Origin of the sequence: Hydrogenophaga sp., from assembly GCF_050182545.1 — a bacterium.
Classification (GTDB): Bacteria; Pseudomonadota; Gammaproteobacteria; order Burkholderiales; family Burkholderiaceae_C; genus Hydrogenophaga.
Genome location: NZ_JBFXCD010000014.1, coordinates 18,341 through 34,375 on the forward strand (window position 1 = coordinate 18,341; position 16,035 = coordinate 34,375).

The following is a 16,035-nucleotide window of genomic DNA, read 5'->3' on the forward strand; positions in this document are numbered from 1 at the left end:
GGCGAAGAGCGCACGCCGGGGCCACCGAAGGGCCAGCGGGCATACTCAGGCTCCGTGACACCTGAACCCACCGACTCGCTGTTCGACGAACTGCGCCCCGAATCGCCCGGCGACTGGGCGCTGTCCCTGTCCGTGCCGGCCGACCCCGGCCACCGCGACGAGTTGCGTGCCGAGGGTTCGCCCGAGGCCGCCGGCCTGGCTCCCATCTGGGCCAGCTTCTTCGACCACATTGGCACAGACGGCCTCGCGGACCTGAACCGCCGCGCCGACAACCTGCAGCGCCAGATCCGCGACAACGGCGTGACCTACAACGTCTACGCCCATGCGTCCAAGGGACTGGAACGCCCCTGGGCGCTGGACCTCTTCCCCAAGATCATCGACAGCCAGGAATGGGCGCAGATCGAAACTGGCGTGTTGCAGCGCACGCGCCTGCTCAACGCCATGATGGCCGACCTGTATGGCGAGCGCGAGCTGCTCAAACGCGCGCTGCTGCCCGCCGCGCTGGTGCAGGGCCACCCGGGCTACCTGCGCTCCATGCAGGGCATGCGCCCACCAGGTGACACCTGGCTGCACATCGTCGCCTTCGACCTCGCCCAGGGCCCCGACGGCCGCTGGTGGGTGGTGGGCCAGCGCACGCAGGCACCCTCGGGCCTGGGTTACCTGCTGGAGAACCGCATCGCGATCTCGCGGCAGTTCCCCAAGGCCTTCGCCGGCATGAAGGTGCAGCGCCTGGCCGCGAGCTACCGCGCGCTCATGGACGGCATCAAGCGCATGGCGCCCGAAGGCGAGAACGCGCGCATCGCGCTGCTCACGCCTGGCCCCTACAACGAAACCTACTTCGAGCACGCCTATCTGGCACGCTACCTCGGCCTGACTCTGGTCGAAGGCAACGACCTTACGGTGCGCGACCAGCGCCTGTTCCTCAAGACCCTCAGCGGCCTGGAGCCGGTGCACGCGCTGATCAAACGGCTGGACGACGAGTGGCTGGACCCGCTGGAGCTGCGTTCGGACTCGCGCCTGGGCGTGCCCGGGCTGCTGCAGGTGCTGCGCGCGGGCAACCTGCTGCTGGCCAACACGCCCGGCTCGGCGCCGCTGGAGTCCAGCGCGCTGCTCGGTTTCCTGCCGGCCATCAGCCGCCACTTGCTGGGCGAGGAACTGGCCCTGCCCTCGCTGGCCACATGGTGGTGCGGCGAAGACGCCGCGCTGCGCGAGGTGCTGCCCCTGCTCAAGGGCAGCGTGATCAAGCCCACCTACCCACGTTCGGGCCTGGAGACCGCGATGGGCCAGAGCCTGAGCGAACGCGAGCTCGACGAATGGTCGGGCCGCATGGCGCGCCACCCCGACAACTACACCGTGCAGTCCTGGCTGCCGCTGTCGCAGACTCCCACCTGGAGCGGTGAACGTCTCATTCCCCGGTCGGCCATGCTGCGCGTCTTCGCGCTGGCCGACGGTCCCAAATCCTGGCGCGTGCTGCCCGGTGGCATGGTGCGGCTCGCGCCGCGTGGTCAACTCATCGCCGCCATGCAGCGCGGTGGCAGCAGCGCCGACTGCTGGGTGCTCACCGAAGGCCCCGTGGACCACACCAGCCTGCTGCAATCGGCTCCCAGCACGCTCGCACTGGCGCAGCAGAAGCAGCCCGTGACCAGCCGCGCCGCCGAGAACCTGTTCTGGCTCGGCCGCTACACCGAGCGCGCTGAAAACAGCGTGCGCCTGGCACAGATCGTCCTGAACCACATGGGTGGCGAGGAGCCCACCTCCCGCGCGCTCATGGCCTGGCTGTCGGACATCGCGAGCGAAAACGCACTGGTGCTGCCCGACGCGCCCGCGGCCACGCTCTCGCCGCGCGTGTTCGCGCGCAGCCTGATCGCAGCCCTCTCGCCGCAGGCTGGCGATGCCATGGCCGAGCAATCGCGCAGCATCGGCTTCAACCTGCGCGCTCTCAGGGCCGCCGCGGCGCAGGTGCGCGAGCGCCTGTCGCAGGAACACTGGAGCCTGATCGAACGCACCGAGGCGAACTTCGCGCGCGACTGCGCAACCCTGTCCACCGACGCCGAGTACGCCACCGCCGAGGCCATGGCGGCCTTGCAGAATGCCAGCGAAATGCTCGCGGCCATCACCGGTTCGCAGACCGACCGCATGGTGCGCGACGACGGCTGGCGCCTGCTCTCCATGGGCCGCCACATCGAACGCCTGATCGCCCTCTCGCGCGCCCTGTCGCTCGCGCTGGAGCATGGCTGCGTGCACGACGCCACCGGCTTCGAGGCGGTGGTCGCGCTGTTCGACAGCACCATCACCTTCCACGCCCAGTACCAGCAGAGGCGCGACATGGTGTCGCTGATCGACCTGCTGGTGATGGACCGCGACAACCCACGCTCCCTGGCCTGGGTGGTGCACACGCTGCGCTCCCGCCTGGCCAAGCTGGCCAACAGCGCCACGCCACAGGACGCGGTGCTGGCGCGCAATCTGCCCGACCCCGGCACCTGGGTGCTGCTGGACCTGAGCAACTGGCAGCGCAACGCCGAGGGCTTGCGCACCTGGAGCGACCTGGCGGCCTTGCTGGACAGCTGCGAGGCGGCCGCGGTGGACCTCTCCGACGAGATCACGCGCCTGCATTTCAGCCACGCCGACCAGCGCAGCCAGAGTCTGGGCGCCTAGCAGCATGGACGCCCACGCTTCGCACCGCATGTCGTCGCAGCTCCCCGAGGGGGCGCAGGCCTTCCCTGGGGCGGCCCGCCGGAGGCTCTGACATGCTCCTGCGCATCCTGCACCGCACCGAATACGACTACCAGGGCAGCGTCGACATGGCGCAGCACATGGCGCACCTGCGCCCGGTCGACACGCCGTCGCAGCGGGTGCTCGCGCACGAACTTCGCATCACACCCGAGCCGGCCGCGCGCAGCGACACCACCGATGTGTTCGGCAACCAGCGCAGCTTCTTCTCGTTGCAATCCATTCACAGCACGCTCACGGTGGAGGCCGACAGCCTGGTCCAGACGCAGGCACCACAACCGTTGCCCGAAGGCGCGCCCTGGCACGGCATGAGCTGGGAGCGGGTGCGGGAACATTTCCGATACCGTGCACAGGCGCCGTTCGACGCGGCCAGCGAGTTCCTCTTCGCATCCCCTCATGTGGCGCGCGACGACCGCTTCGCCGCCTTCGCCCGACCGGCCTTTGCGTCAGACCGCCCGGCGCTGGTGGCCGCGCGCGCGCTCATGGAGCGCATCCACACAGAGATGACCTACGAGAGCGAGAGCACCGAGGTCAGCACCCCCGCGCTGCAGGCGCTCGAACAAGGCAAGGGCGTGTGCCAGGACTTCGCCCACATCATGCTCGGCTGTCTGCGCACGCTGGGTCTGCCGGCGCGCTATGTCAGCGGCTATCTGCTCACGCGGCCGCCACCAGGCAAGCCGCGCCTGATCGGTGCCGACGCCTCGCACGCCTGGGTATCGGTGTACGTGCCCGCGCCCGCGGACGCGGACGCGGCGGTGGATGGTGATGACGGCACCGCGACGTCCGGCGGAGCGTGGTTCGACTTCGATCCCACCAACAACCGCTGCGGCTGGGGCAGCCCGGGCGAGGACTACGTGACCCTGGCCATCGGCCGCGACTTCGCCGACGTATCTCCCATGCGCGGCGTGATCCAGAGCGGCGCAGGGCACAAACTCTCGGTGGCGGTGACGGTCGCGCCACCCGATGAGCTCGACCTGTTGCAGGCGGGTGCAGGCACCTGAGCGGCCACCACCTTTGCGGGGCCATGAAAGCCCCTCATGCAGGAGGCGGTCGCAAGGGCCGTCGATAGAATCAAACGCCCAGCCACCAGGAGTTTTTTCATGAGCGTCCACGACCAGTTGTCCCGCCTCGGCATCACGCTGCCGCCCGTTTCGGTGCCGGCCGCCGCCTACGTGCCCTTCGTCCAGACCGGCAAGCTGATCTTCCTCAGCGGCCATATCGCGCGAAAGGATGGCAAGCCCTGGGTGGGCCAGTTGGGCCTGACGATGACGACCGACGAGGGCAAGGCCGCGGCGCGCGCCGTGGCCATCGACCTCATGGGCACGCTGTCGGCGGCCTGCCTCGCGGCCGGCAAGACGCTGGACGACGTCAAGCGCATCGTCAAGGTGCTCAGTCTCGTCAACTCCACCCCCACCTACACCGAGCAGCATCTGGTCACCAACGGCTGCAGCGAACTCATCGGCGAAGTCTTCGGCCCCGCGGGCGCGCATGCGCGCAGCGCGTTCGGCGTCGCGCAACTGCCCATGGGCGCCTGTGTGGAGATCGAGCTGATCGCCGAGTTGGGATAAACCCCCCGCGCGCCTTCGGCGCTCCCCCATTGGGAAGGGGGGCGACACCTGGGGCCGGCGGAGCCGGGCCCTCGGTTTCCCTGGATTCGGCGCCGTAGCGCCGGCAAGCTGGCTCAAGCGTCGCGGCTCACTTCTTCTTGCGCTCGTTCGCACGCCGCACCTGGCGGCTCTGCGTGGCTTGGGCAGCCGCCTGGTCCCGGGCTGCACGCCGCCTGGCAAAGTGGCGCACGGCGAAGCGCGCGACGCCAAAGGACAGTGCCGCCACCACCGCCGCGATCAGCAACCCGATCCATTCGCCGTTGTCCATGTTCAGTTCTCTGGTTTCAGGAAGACCTCGAAGCGCGCCAGCTCTTCGTCCAGCGCGCGCTTGAACCCCGCATCGCGTGGGCGCGCCACGGCAAATCCCGGCTCATGGTGAAGCCGCCCGCGCTCCAGGCGCAGATTGGCCCAGCCCACCATGTCTTCGCCCCAAAGCAGGGGCAGCGCATAGTGGCCCATGGTGCGTTTCGCCGCGGGCACATAGGCCTCGAAGCGGTAGGCCCAGCCCCACAGCATCTCGAAGCGCCGGCGGTCCCACACCACGGGGTCGAAGGGCGCAAGCAGCCGCACGCCATCGACGGGAAGATGACGGCGCGAAGTGGGGTTTTCATCCGCTGGCCAGAACCACGTGACGCCATCGACGACCGCGTGGCCGTAGCGCGCGTGCGCCGACTTGATCACCGCGCGGGCTTCCACTGTCAAGTGCGGCGCACCGTAACGCAACAGCGTCACAAGGTAACCCAGGCTGGGTGACGGGATGGGAGCGTACAGCGCCACGATGGCGTCGACCAGCGCCTCGGCGCGCGCCAGACGCGCAGCGGGACTGTCGTCCTGCGGAACATGCTGCATGGCCTCGTACACGCGCGTGCCGGATTCGCGGCGGCGCACGCGCAGCCAGCCGTGGTGGTGCATGTCCTCGAGCAGGCGCGTACTGGCATTGAGCTCACCACCCCAGTAGCCGGCCACGCGACCGTGGTGGGCGAAGGCCTGGCCCACTTCGCGTGGGTGCACCACACCGCGCTCGCGCACGAATTCCAGTACTTCGCGCGCGCGCCGCGTCGTGGCGGCATCCCACGGCTGGCGCGGTGTGCGCGGGTGCAGCAGGGCGAGCATCTCGCGCGGCAGGAAACCGTAGTTGACGAAAGCGTCTTCCTCGATGCCCAGCCGCTCGTAGCGGCGCTCCAGATCGCCCGCGCGGTAGCCGCGCACGCGCTGAAAAAGAATGAGATCCTGCGCGCGGGCGGGCGCGCGCATCGGGTCGGCCTGCACAAAACCCAGCCGGCGGATCGCCGACGGCAGCGTCACTGGCTTGAACAGGCTGCGCGCAATCGCGTGGCGGCGCAGCTCGGCCAGGGTCGGCGAGCGCGCCATCCCCTCATTCCACCCGCGTGATGCGGCCCGGCTTGAAGCCCAGATCCGCCGCCTTGCCCTTGCGGCCGCGTGCGGCGCGCGCGTTGTTGAGGCTGCGGATCTCCAGCGTTTCCTCACGCTCCTTGCCGCCGCGGCCGATGCCTTCGATCTTCACGCTGCGAGTGTAGGCCGCTGCGCCGGCCAGCGTGTCCTTGGCGTCGAGGTCGATCAGCATCAGGCCGCGTCCCCCTTTCTCCATCAGCTTGAGTTCGCCGATCTCGAAGGTGAGGATGCGCCCGCCCGCGGACGCGCAGCACACGTGCGTGGCCGGCGCCAGCGGCTGGCTGGCTGAGGAAAAGGCGGCGTGCGACGGTGCGCACGGGGTCTCTCCCGTGCCCAGGTTGAGGAATGTCTTGCCCCCGCGCTGGCGCGAGACCATGTTCTCCACCGTGGCGAGAAAGCCGTAGCCACCGGAGCTCGACAGCAGCAACGCCGCGTTGGCCGGGCCGGCGAAGTAGTGCAGCGGTTGCGTGCCGCTTTCCAGGTCGATCAACGTGGTGATGGGCTGGCCATCGCCACGCGCGCCGGGCAGGCTGGCCACCGGCACCGAGTAGACGCGGCCGTTGCTGCCGAAGGTGATGAGCGTGTCCACGGTGCGGCACTCGAAGGTGCCGTACAGACCGTCGCCGGCCTTGAAGGCAAAGCTGCCCTTCTCGTGACCGTGGCCTGTGCGCGCGCGCACCCAGCCCTTGCTGGAGATGACCACCGTCACCGGCTCGTCCACCACCTTGATCTCGGCCACGGCCTTCTTCTCGGCCTGGATCAGCGTGCGGCGCGCGTCGGCGAAGGTTTTGGCATCGGCCTCGATCTCCTTGACCATCAGGCGCTTGAGACTGCCGGGGTTGGCCAGGATGTCTTCGAGCTTGCCCTGCTCTTCGCGAAGGTCCTTCAACTCCTGCTCGATCTTGATCGCTTCCAGCCGCGCGAGCTGGCGCAGGCGGATTTCCAGGATGTCCTCGGCCTGCCGCTCGCTGAGTTTGAACCGCTCGATCAGTGCGGCCTTGGGCTCGTCGCTCTGGCGGATGATGGCGATCACCTCATCGATGTTGAGCAGCACGAGCTGCCGCCCTTCGAGGATGTGGATGCGGTCGAGCACCTTGGTCAGCCGGTGCTGCGAGCGGCGGGTGATGGTGCCCTGGCGGAATTCGATCCACTCGGTGAGCATCTGCCGCATGGACTTCTGCGTCGGCCGCCCGTCCAGCCCGATCATGGTCAGGTTGACAGGCGCCGAGGTCTCCAGGCTGGTGTGGGCCAGCAGTGCGGTGATGAGCTCCTGCTGCTCGATGCGGCTGCTCTTGGGTTCGAACAGCAGGCGCACCGGCGCGTCCTTGCTCGACTCGTCGCGCACGCCGTCGAGCACCATCAGGATGCTGGCCTTGAGCTGGGTCTGCTCCTGCGTCAGCGCCTTCTTGCCCGCCTTCACCTTGGGGTTGGTGAGCTCCTCGATTTCCTCCAGCACGCGCTGCGTGCTCACGCCCGGCGGCAGCTCGGTCACCACCAGCTGCCACTGGCCACGCGCGAGCTCCTCGATCTTCCAGCGCGCGCGCACCTTGAGGCTGCCGCGGCCGGTGCGGTAGGCGTCGGCGATGTCGCCCGCGGGGCTGATGATCTGGCCGCCGCCGGGGTAGTCGGGCCCGGGCAGCAGCGCGAACAGCTCGTCGTCGGCCAGCTTGGGGTTCTTCACCAGCGCCACGCAGGCGTCGGCCACCTCGCGCAGGTTGTGGCTGGGGATCTCGGTGGCCAGGCCCACGGCAATGCCCGAGGCGCCGTTGAGCAGGTTGAACGGCAGGCGCGCGGGCAGCTGTTTCGGCTCGACGGTGGAACCGTCGTAGTTGGGCACAAAGTCGACCGTGCCTTCGTCGATTTCATCGAGCAGCAGCGTGGTGATCTTCGCCAGCCGCGCCTCGGTGTAGCGCATGGCCGCGGCGCCATCGCCGTCGCGGCTGCCGAAATTGCCCTGGCCGTCGATCAGCGGGTAGCGCTGCGCAAAGTCCTGCGCCATGCGCACCAGCGCGTCGTAGGCGGCCTGGTCGCCGTGCGGGTGGAAGCGGCCCAGCACGTCACCCACCACGCGCGCGCTCTTGACCGGGCGTGCCGCCGTGTTGCGGTTGGGTCCGCTGAAGCCCAGCCCCATGCGGTCCATGCTGTAGAGAATGCGGCGCTGCACCGGCTTCTGGCCGTCACACACATCGGGCAGGGCCCGGCCCTTGACGACGGACAGGGCGTATTCAAGGTAGGCGCGCTGCGCGTAGTTCGCGAGGTTCAGGCCGTCGTCGGGCTCGGACAGCGGCAGTTCGGGATTCAGGATGTCGGACATGCGTCAGTTCAAAAATGGGGCGATGTTCAGATGTCGATCTCGACCGAGTCGCCGTGCAACTCCATGAGCTCGCGGCGCGAGGCGGCCTCGCCCTTGCCCATGAGCTTGGTGATGAGGGCCTCGGTGCTGGCGAAGTCGATCGCACCGAGCACCACGGGCATGAGGCGGCGCGTGTCGGGGTTGAGCGTGGTGTCCCACAGTTGCTCGGCGCTCATCTCGCCCAGGCCCTTGAAGCGGCTGATCTGGCACTTCTCGGGCGCCACGCCGTCCTTGCCGCATTTGTCCAGGATGGCGTGCAGCTCGCCTTCGTCCAGCGCGTACTGTTTGGCCGCAGGCTTCTTGCCGCGCGCGGGAATGTCGACGCGAAACAGCGGCGGGCGCGCCACGAAGACGTGGCCGGCCTCGATCAGCTTGGGGAAGTGGCGGAAGAACAGGGTGAGCAGCAACACCTGGATGTGCGAACCGTCGACGTCGGCGTCGGACAGGATGCAGACCTTGCCGTAGCGCAGGCCGCTGAGGTCGGGCGTGTCGTTCGGGCCATGGGGGTCGACGCCGATGGCCACGGCGATGTCGTGGATCTCGGTGTTGGCGAACAGGCGGTCGCGCTCGACCTCCCAGGTGTTGAGCACCTTGCCGCGCAGCGGCAGCACGGCCTGGCATTCCTTGTCGCGACCCATCTTGGCGCTGCCACCGGCCGAATCGCCCTCGACCAGGAACACCTCGTTGTGCGTCAGGTCCTTGCTCTCACAGTCGGTCAGCTTGCCGGGCAGCACGGCCACCCCCGAGCCCTTGCGCTTCTCGACCTTCTGGCCCGCCTTCTGCCGGGTCTGCGCGGCCTTGATGGCGAGCTCGGCGAGCTTCCTGCCGTAGTCCACGTGCTGGTTGAGCCAGAGTTCGAGCGCCGGGCGCACGAAGCTGCCCACCAGGCGCACCGCGTCGCGCGAGTTCAGGCGCTCCTTGATCTGACCCTGGAACTGCGGGTCGAGCACCTTGGCTGAGAGGACATAGCTGGCGCGCGCGAACACGTCCTCGGGCAACAGCTTCACACCCTTGGGCAGCAGCGCGTGCAGCTCGATGAAGCTCTTGACGGCCTGGAACAGGCCGTCGCGCAGGCCGCTGTCGTGCGTGCCGCCAGCGCTGGTGGGAATGAGGTTGACATAGCTCTCGCGCACCGGCTGGCCTTCTTCGGTGAAACCCACGCACCAGGCCGCGCCCTCGCCTTCGGCAAAGCTGTCGTGCCCGCTGTCGGCGAAGCCCTCGCCTTCGAACAGCGGGATCACCGGATCGCCGGTCAGGGTCTGCTGCAGGTAGTCGCGCAGGCCACCCTTGTAGAGCCAGGTCTGGACGTCTTTCGTCTTTTCGTTCACCAGCGTGACGCTCACGCCCGGCATCAGCACCGCCTTGCTGCGCAGCAGGTGGGTGAGCTCGGCCATGGGCAGCGCGGCGGATTCGAAGTACTTCGCATCAGGCCAGGCGCGCACGGTGGTGCCCTGCTTGCGGTCGCCTTCGCCCCGTGGCGCGAGCGACAGCGGCTCCACCACGTCTCCGGCCGCGAACGCCAGTTTCGCCACCTGGCCGTCGCGAAAGCTGGTCACCTCCAGGCGCGTGGACAGCGCGTTGGTCACGCTCACGCCCACGCCGTGCAGACCGCCGGAGAAGCTGTAGGCGCCGCCCTTGCCCTTGTCGAACTTGCCACCCGCGTGCAGCCGGGTGAACACCAGCTCGACCACCGGCGCCTTTTCTTCCGGGTGCATGCCAAATGGAATGCCCCGGCCGTCGTCTTCCACGCTGACCGAATGGTCGGTGTGCAGCGTGACCTTGATCTTCTTGCCGTGCCCGGCCAGGGCCTCGTCGGCGGCGTTGTCCAGCACTTCCTGGATGATGTGCAGCGGGTTGTCGGTGCGGGTGTACATGCCCGGCCGCTGCTTGACCGGCTCCAGGCCCTTGAGGACGCGGATCGAGCCTTCAGAGTATTCGTTGGGGGTTTGGGTCGCCATGGGGGCGGATTGTATGCCCCGAAGACTGTATGCAAGTACAGACTTTTGACCTCCTGCTCGCCGTCGATGCGCGCACCACATCAATGGCGCCGCGAAATATCAAGGCGCCGCGCCATGCCCGCGACAGGCAAAGCCCATGCATCTTCGCTACAGTTCCGCCATGCCGACCGCCCCCTCCCTTCCCAATCCGCCCCGCCTGTCTGCCATGCAGGTGCTCGCCTGCGGCGCCCTCATCGTCACGCTGTCCATGGGCATCCGCCACGGCTTCGGCCTGTGGCTGCAGCCGATCACCCAGGCCCAGGGGTGGACGCGCGAGACCTTCTCGTTTGCGCTGGCCATCCAGAATCTCTCCTGGGGCGTGTTCGGCATCTTCGCCGGCATGGCGGCAGACCGCTTCGGCGCCTTCCGCGTGCTGGTGGGTGGTGCCATTGCCTATGCGCTGGGCCTGGCGGGCATGGCGCTGAGCACCACCTCGATCGGCTTTGCACTCACGGCCGGTGTGCTGATCGGTGCGGCCCAGGCCGGCACCACCTACGCGGTGGTCTACGGCGTGATCGGTCGCCAGATCCCGGCCGAGCAGCGTTCCTGGGCCATGGGTGTGGCCGCGGCCGCCGGCTCCTTCGGCCAGTTCCTCATGGTCCCGGTCGAAGGCTGGCTCATCAGCAGCTTCGGCTGGCAGGAAGCGCTGCTGTTCCTGGGTGCCGCGGTGCTGCTGATCATGCCGCTGGCCCTGGGCCTGCGCGAACCGGGCTTTGGCGGCGGCCAGGCGCCGGTGCGCGAGCAAACCATCGCGCAGGCACTGCGCGAGGCCTTCCGCTACCGCAGCTTCCAGTTGCTCATGGCGGGTTATTTCGTCTGCGGCTTCCAGGTCGTGTTCATCGGCGTGCACATGCCCAGCTACCTGAAGGACAACGGCCTGTCGCCCCAGGTGGCGAGCTACGCGCTCGCACTGATCGGCCTGTTCAACGTGATCGGCACCTACGCGGCCGGCGCGCTGGGCCAGCGCCTGGCCAAGCGCCACATCCTCGCTTTCATCTACTTCGCCCGCGCCGCCGTGATTGCTGTGTTCCTGGCCGCGCCCCTGACGCCCATGAGCGTGTACGTGTTCTCCGCCGTCATGGGCCTGCTGTGGCTGTCCACCGTGCCCCCGACCAACGCGGTGGTGGCGCAGATTTTTGGCGTGGCCCACATGTCGATGCTGGGGGGCTTCATCTTCTTCAGCCACCAGATCGGCAGCTTCATGGGCGTGTGGCTCGGCGGCGTGCTGTACGACCAGACCGGCAGCTACGACATCGTCTGGTACCTCGCGATCGCACTGGGCGTGTTTGCCGGCCTGATCAACCTGCCGGTGCGCGAAACCCCGATCGTTCGCGTGCCGCAGCGCCTGGGGGCCACTGCGTGAAGGCCCTGGCCACGCGCACCCTGGTCTGGGCCGCCGTGGCCGCGGGCCTGCTGGCCACGCTGGCGCTGTACCAGCGCCCCGAATTTCTGGTGAACCTGGCCGATCAGATCTGGAGCTGTTTCTGATGCACGGCACCGAGGCGCCGTCGGACTGGGTGCTGCGCTGGTCGCACCTGGTGCCCGCAGGCGGCTCGGTGCTGGACGTGGCCTGCGGACACGGCCGCCACATGCGCTGGTTCGCGCAGCGCGGCCACACCGTCACCGGTGTCGACCGCTCGCCCGAGGCCATCGTTGCCGTGCAGCCCGTGGGGCGTGCCGTGCTGGCCGACATCGAGAACGGGCCCTGGCCCTTCGGAGGCGAACGATTCGACGCCGTGATCGTCACGAACTACCTCTGGCGCGCGCTGCTGCCCACCCTCGTGGCCTGCGTGGCGGAAGGCGGCGTGCTGGTCTACGAAACCTTTGCCGACGGCAACCAGAGCGTCGGCAAGCCCTCGCGGCCGGACTTTCTGCTGCGGCACGGCGAACTTCTGCAGGCCGCCTCGGGTCTGCACGTGGTGGCTTACGAAGACGGCTTCTGCGACCGGCCCGAACGCTTCGTCCAGCGCCTGGCGGCCGTGCGAAAACGACCGGGAACACCCGTGTCGCCCCCTAGGTATCCACTGGATGCCGCTGGGTAGAATGCAAGGTTCGCGCGCGCTGCCCATCCCGACGGAATGGAGCCAGAGGACGCCCCCCCATCAAGTCTGCACCTATGACACCCATCACCGGCAGCATCGTGGCCCTGGTCACGCCCATGCATGAAGACGGCAGCGTCGACTACCCCGCGCTGCGCAAGCTGATCGACTGGCACATCACCGAAGGCACCGACTGCATCGGAGTCGTCGGCACCACAGGCGAGTCGCCCACCGTTTCGGTGGAGGAGCACTGCGAAATCATCCGGGTCTCGGTCGAACAGGCCAGGACGCATGGCGACAAGCGCGTGCCCATCATGGCTGGCTGCGGCGCGAACTCCACCGCAGAGGCGATCGAGCTGGCGCGCTTCGCGCAGAGCGTGGGCGCGGACTGCCAGCTCCAGGTCGTGCCGTACTACAACAAGCCCACGCAGGAAGGCCAGTATCAGCACTTCAAGGCCATTGCCGAGGCCGTGGGCGACCTGCCCACCGTGCTCTACAACGTGCCCGGACGCAGCGTGGCCGACCTGCAGCACGACACCGTGCTGCGCCTGGCGCAGGTGCCCGGCATCGTCGGCATCAAGGAAGCCACCGGCAACATTGAGCGTGCGCAGTGGCTGATCCGCGACGTGCCCAAGGGTTTCGCGGTCTATTCGGGCGACGACCCGACCGCCGTGGCGCTCATGCTGTGCGGTGGCCAGGGCAATGTGAGCGTGACCGCCAACATCGCGCCGCGACAGATGCACGAGCTGTGCGTGGCCGCGCTCGCGGGTGATGTGAAGCGCGCCATGGCCATCCAGTTCCAGCTCATGCCGGTGCACAAGCACCTGTTCGCCGAGGCCAATCCGATCCCGCTCAAGTGGGCCATGGCCCGCATGGGCCTGTGCAAGGAAGCCATGCGCCTGCCCATGACACCGATGTCCCGGACCCTGGTGCCCACGGTGGAAGGCGCGCTGCGCGACAGCGGCCTGATTTCCTGACGCGGCGCACCCGCACCTCTTCGCGACCGACCCCTCTTCCTGACGAGCCCCCAACATGCCCATCCGTAACCCGAACCCGATCCTGCGCACCGAGACCCCGTCGAAGCGAAACGCACTGGCCCGGCTCGGCCTGGCCGCCGCCGCGGCCCTGCTGGCCACTGGTTGCTCGATGCTGCAGGAGGACAAGATCGACTACAAGAGCGCCCAGCGCGGCAGCACACTCGACGTGCCTCCCGATCTGACGCAACTCAGCCGCGACTCGCGTTACAACGTGCCCGGCTCGGTGGTCACCGCCAGCGGCTACGCAACGGCCCAGCCCTCGCAAGCCACGGCCGCCAGCACCGCCATGACCAGTGTGGGCGACGTGCGCATCGAGCGCGCGGGCACCCAGCGCTGGCTGGTGGTCAACCGCCCGGCCGACAAGCTCTGGGCTCCGCTGCGCGACTTCTGGCAGGAGAACGGCTTCCTGCTGGACATCGACCAGGAGACGCTGGGCATCATGGAGACCGACTGGGCCGAGAACCGCGCCAAACTGCCGCAGGACTTCATCCGCTCGACCATCGGCAAAGTGTTCGAGAACCTCTATTCCACCGGCGAGCGGGACCGCTTCCGCACGCGCCTGGAGCGCAGGGCCGACGGCGGCACCGAGATCTACATCAGCCACCGCGGCATGGTGGAGGTCTATTCCAACAAGGAAAAGGACCAGACGGTGTGGCAGCCGCGACCGGCCGACGTGGAGCTGGAGACAGAATTCCTGCGCCGCCTGATGGTCAAGCTCGGAGTGAGCGAGGCGCAATCGCAGGCGGTGGCCGCGAGCGCTCCGGTGCAGGCCGCAGCCAAGGTGGCCATGGTGAACAACGCGCCGGTCGTGCAGTTCGACGACAACTTCGACCGCGCCTGGCGCCGCGTGGGCCTGTCACTGGACCGCACCGGCTTCACCGTCGAGGACCGCGACCGCAGCAAGGGCCTGTACTTCGTGCGGTATGTCGAGCCTGTGGTCAACGCCAAGGAGCCCGGATTTTTCTCCAAACTGTTCGGCGCCTCCAAGGAAGAGGCCAGCACGGAGCGCTACCGCGTTTCGGTGCGCAGCGACGACAACAAGACCACGGTGGCGGTGCTCGATGCACAGGGCCGGCCCGATGGCTCGGCCGCGGCGCAGCGCATTGCCAGGCTGCTGGCGGAAGACCTGAAGTAAGGACCGCTGCGCCCGTTCACAGACCCAGCGTCGAGGCCGGAAACGCGGGCGTGCCTTTCAGCGACCACTGCTGCAGCATCTCCTGCAAGGCCACGCGTCGCTCGGCGCTGCGGCTGGCGACCATGGTGCATCGCACCGGATCGAGGCGTTGCAGCGTCCAGGACGGCGACCACAGCAGGCTCGGCAGTTCATCCCCTGGCGCGCTCGCACAGGCATGGGCCTCCACCAGGTGCGACCAGGTCACGCGCCACTGCACGAAGCGCGGGTGCATCTGCCGCAGCACCCCGTACTCGCGCGCCAGCATCTGGAGCGAGCGTCCGCGCGTCGACCACGCATTGAGCGAAGCCACGACATCGCGCTCGCCCAAGGGCCAGTCCGCGAAGTCGGCATCGCACAGCACGATGCGCGACCACCCTTCCCGCGCCGCCGTGTCAAAGGCCAGGCGCACCAGATCCACGAAAGCCTGACGGCCGGAGAGACGGCCTTCGGGCAGAAGCATCTCGGGCTGGGGTTCGGTGTCGGTCATGCAAGGCTCCAGTCCTCTGTGACAGCGATATCTCAGGCAGGTTCCATCCGATGCAGCCAACCGGCTTCGAACCAGTCCCGCAGCAGAGCCCGCGCGTCCGCGCTGGCGCGCGTCACCTGGTGATCGTCCAGGCCGCGCCGATCGGCCAACGCGCGCATCAGGCGGGCGTCGGCACCACCGGCGCGAAAACTCTCGCCATTGATGAACACATGGCGGTCGTCGTACATCATGCGCGTGCGCCGGTCCAGGCGCACGGCACCGGGCTCCCACTCCCCGGTTGCCTCGTCGAACCACACGTGGGGCTTGGGCTCGGTCATGACCTCGCCCAGCGCGCAAGCCAGCGAGGCCCGATCGTCCAGCAGGCGGTGCAGCGCATCCACCGCGAAGGCCTCGAGCGCGGCCGGCATGGCCGCGGGCGTCGCGGTGGCCGGCTGATGCGGGTCGCGGTAGAGCGTGGTGTCCTCCAGCGCGTCGGCCATGCGTTGCAGCAACTCGCCCGCCAGACCGCCGCGCTGCGGGGCGCGAAATCCGATGGAATAGGTGCTGCAATCGCCACCCACCGCGTCGCCGTCGTGCGCCCAGCGCGGCGGCAGGTACAGCATGTCGCCTGGGTCGAGCACGAACTCCTCCTCCGGCTCGAAATGGCTCAGGATCTTCAGGGGAACGTCGGGCTGCAGCGACAAGTCCTTCTGTCGCCCGATGCGCCAGCGCCGCTGCCCTGTGGCCTGCAGCAGAAACACGTCGTAACTGTCGAAGTGCGGCCCGACACCGCCGCCATCGCTGGCCCACGAAATCATCAGATCGTCGAGCCGCGCATCGGGGATGAAGCGGAACTTCCGCAGCAATTCGTGCACGGCGTTCAGGTGCTGGTCCACGCCTTGCACCAGCAGCGTCCAGCCCGGTTGCTTCAGCGGCGGCAGGCGGTGGCGCGCCAGTGGACCATGTTGCAGCGTCCAGCCTTGTGGCTTGCGCACGATCAGGCGGGACTCGACGGCCTCGTCGGTGGCCATGTCGAAAAGCTGCCGGCGACCCAGCAGCGGCGTGAAACCCGGGAACGCGCCCCGGATGAGCAGTGGCTTTTTCTGCCAGTGACGGCGCATGAACTGCGCGGGGCTGAGGCCGCCGAGCAGGGCAAGCGATGCATCGGGCGCAGGCACTGCGGGGATCGGCGGGCTGGATTTGCGGACAGGGAGCATGG

Annotated in this window: 14 protein-coding genes; 8 read left to right on the top strand and 6 right to left on the bottom strand. The window is 68.4% G+C overall.

The genetic code is table 11. The features are described from left to right. Positions 1–54: 54 nt before the first annotated feature. From AB7P10_RS14475 to AB7P10_RS14485, 3 genes are all read left to right on the top strand, one after another. A complete protein-coding gene (locus tag AB7P10_RS14475; RefSeq protein ID WP_428294549.1) occupies positions 55–2,655 on the top strand; it encodes a circularly permuted type 2 ATP-grasp protein in 2,601 nt (866 codons plus the stop codon). 92 nt (positions 2,656–2,747) lie between these two features. Further along, positions 2,748–3,731: a transglutaminase family protein gene (locus AB7P10_RS14480; protein WP_428294550.1), complete on the top strand. Its 984-nt coding sequence runs from the start codon at positions 2,748–2,750 to the stop codon at positions 3,729–3,731. Positions 3,732–3,830: 99 nt separating this feature from the next. Then, the gene (locus tag AB7P10_RS14485) at positions 3,831–4,298 is read left to right on the top strand and encodes a RidA family protein (RefSeq protein WP_428294551.1); all 468 of its coding nucleotides are present in this window, start codon (positions 3,831–3,833) and stop codon (positions 4,296–4,298) included. A 127-nt stretch (positions 4,299–4,425) separates the two neighbouring features. Here the strand turns inward: AB7P10_RS14485 and AB7P10_RS14490 are convergent, their stop codons facing one another. Genes AB7P10_RS14490 through AB7P10_RS14505 form a run of 4 tightly spaced genes read right to left on the bottom strand, consistent with a single transcriptional unit; the run spans position 4,426 to position 10,061 of the window. Further along, positions 4,426–4,605: a hypothetical protein gene (locus AB7P10_RS14490; protein WP_428294552.1), complete on the bottom strand. Its 180-nt coding sequence runs from the start codon at positions 4,603–4,605 to the stop codon at positions 4,426–4,428. Positions 4,606–4,607: 2 nt separating this feature from the next. Beyond that, a complete protein-coding gene (locus tag AB7P10_RS14495; RefSeq protein ID WP_428294553.1) occupies positions 4,608–5,708 on the bottom strand; it encodes a DNA glycosylase AlkZ-like family protein in 1,101 nt (366 codons plus the stop codon). Positions 5,709–5,712: 4 nt separating this feature from the next. Continuing rightward, complete coding sequence (gene parC, locus AB7P10_RS14500; protein ID WP_428294554.1) at positions 5,713–8,064, bottom strand: DNA topoisomerase IV subunit A; 2,352 nt, start codon at positions 8,062–8,064, stop codon at positions 5,713–5,715. Positions 8,065–8,090: 26 nt separating this feature from the next. Beyond that, entirely contained in the window at positions 8,091–10,061 is a 1,971-nt protein-coding gene (locus AB7P10_RS14505) for a DNA topoisomerase IV subunit B (RefSeq protein WP_428294555.1), read from the bottom strand. Between the two features lie 160 nt (positions 10,062–10,221). Between AB7P10_RS14505 and AB7P10_RS14510 the strand changes: the two genes are divergently transcribed. The 5 genes from AB7P10_RS14510 to bamC all read left to right on the top strand — a co-directional run bounded on the left by AB7P10_RS14510 (position 10,222) and on the right by bamC (position 14,311). After that, a complete protein-coding gene (locus tag AB7P10_RS14510) occupies positions 10,222–11,463 on the top strand; it encodes an MFS transporter (protein ID WP_428294556.1) in 1,242 nt (413 codons plus the stop codon). Continuing rightward, positions 11,460–11,588 carry a hypothetical protein gene (locus tag AB7P10_RS14515; protein ID WP_428294557.1) on the top strand — a complete coding sequence of 43 codons (129 nt, stop codon included), beginning with the start codon at positions 11,460–11,462 and terminating at the stop codon, positions 11,586–11,588. Before AB7P10_RS14510 ends, AB7P10_RS14515 begins: the two co-directional genes overlap by 4 nt. Beyond that, a complete protein-coding gene (locus AB7P10_RS14520) occupies positions 11,588–12,142 on the top strand; it encodes a class I SAM-dependent methyltransferase (protein ID WP_428294558.1) in 555 nt (184 codons plus the stop codon). Before AB7P10_RS14515 ends, AB7P10_RS14520 begins: the two co-directional genes overlap by 1 nt. A gap of 74 nt (positions 12,143–12,216) precedes the next feature. Continuing rightward, a complete protein-coding gene (gene dapA, locus AB7P10_RS14525; RefSeq protein ID WP_428294559.1) occupies positions 12,217–13,116 on the top strand; it encodes a 4-hydroxy-tetrahydrodipicolinate synthase in 900 nt (299 codons plus the stop codon). Positions 13,117–13,171: 55 nt separating this feature from the next. After that, positions 13,172–14,311: an outer membrane protein assembly factor BamC gene (bamC, locus tag AB7P10_RS14530; protein ID WP_428294560.1), complete on the top strand. Its 1,140-nt coding sequence runs from the start codon at positions 13,172–13,174 to the stop codon at positions 14,309–14,311. Between the two features lie 16 nt (positions 14,312–14,327). Here bamC and AB7P10_RS14535 read toward each other — a convergent pair whose 3' ends face one another. Both AB7P10_RS14535 and AB7P10_RS14540 read right to left on the bottom strand, forming a co-directional pair. After that, a complete protein-coding gene (locus tag AB7P10_RS14535; protein WP_428294561.1) occupies positions 14,328–14,837 on the bottom strand; it encodes a hypothetical protein in 510 nt (169 codons plus the stop codon). 32 nt (positions 14,838–14,869) lie between these two features. Then, the gene (locus tag AB7P10_RS14540; protein ID WP_428294562.1) at positions 14,870–16,033 is read right to left on the bottom strand and encodes a JmjC domain-containing protein; all 1,164 of its coding nucleotides are present in this window, start codon (positions 16,031–16,033) and stop codon (positions 14,870–14,872) included. Between the last annotated feature and the right edge of the window lie 2 nt (positions 16,034–16,035).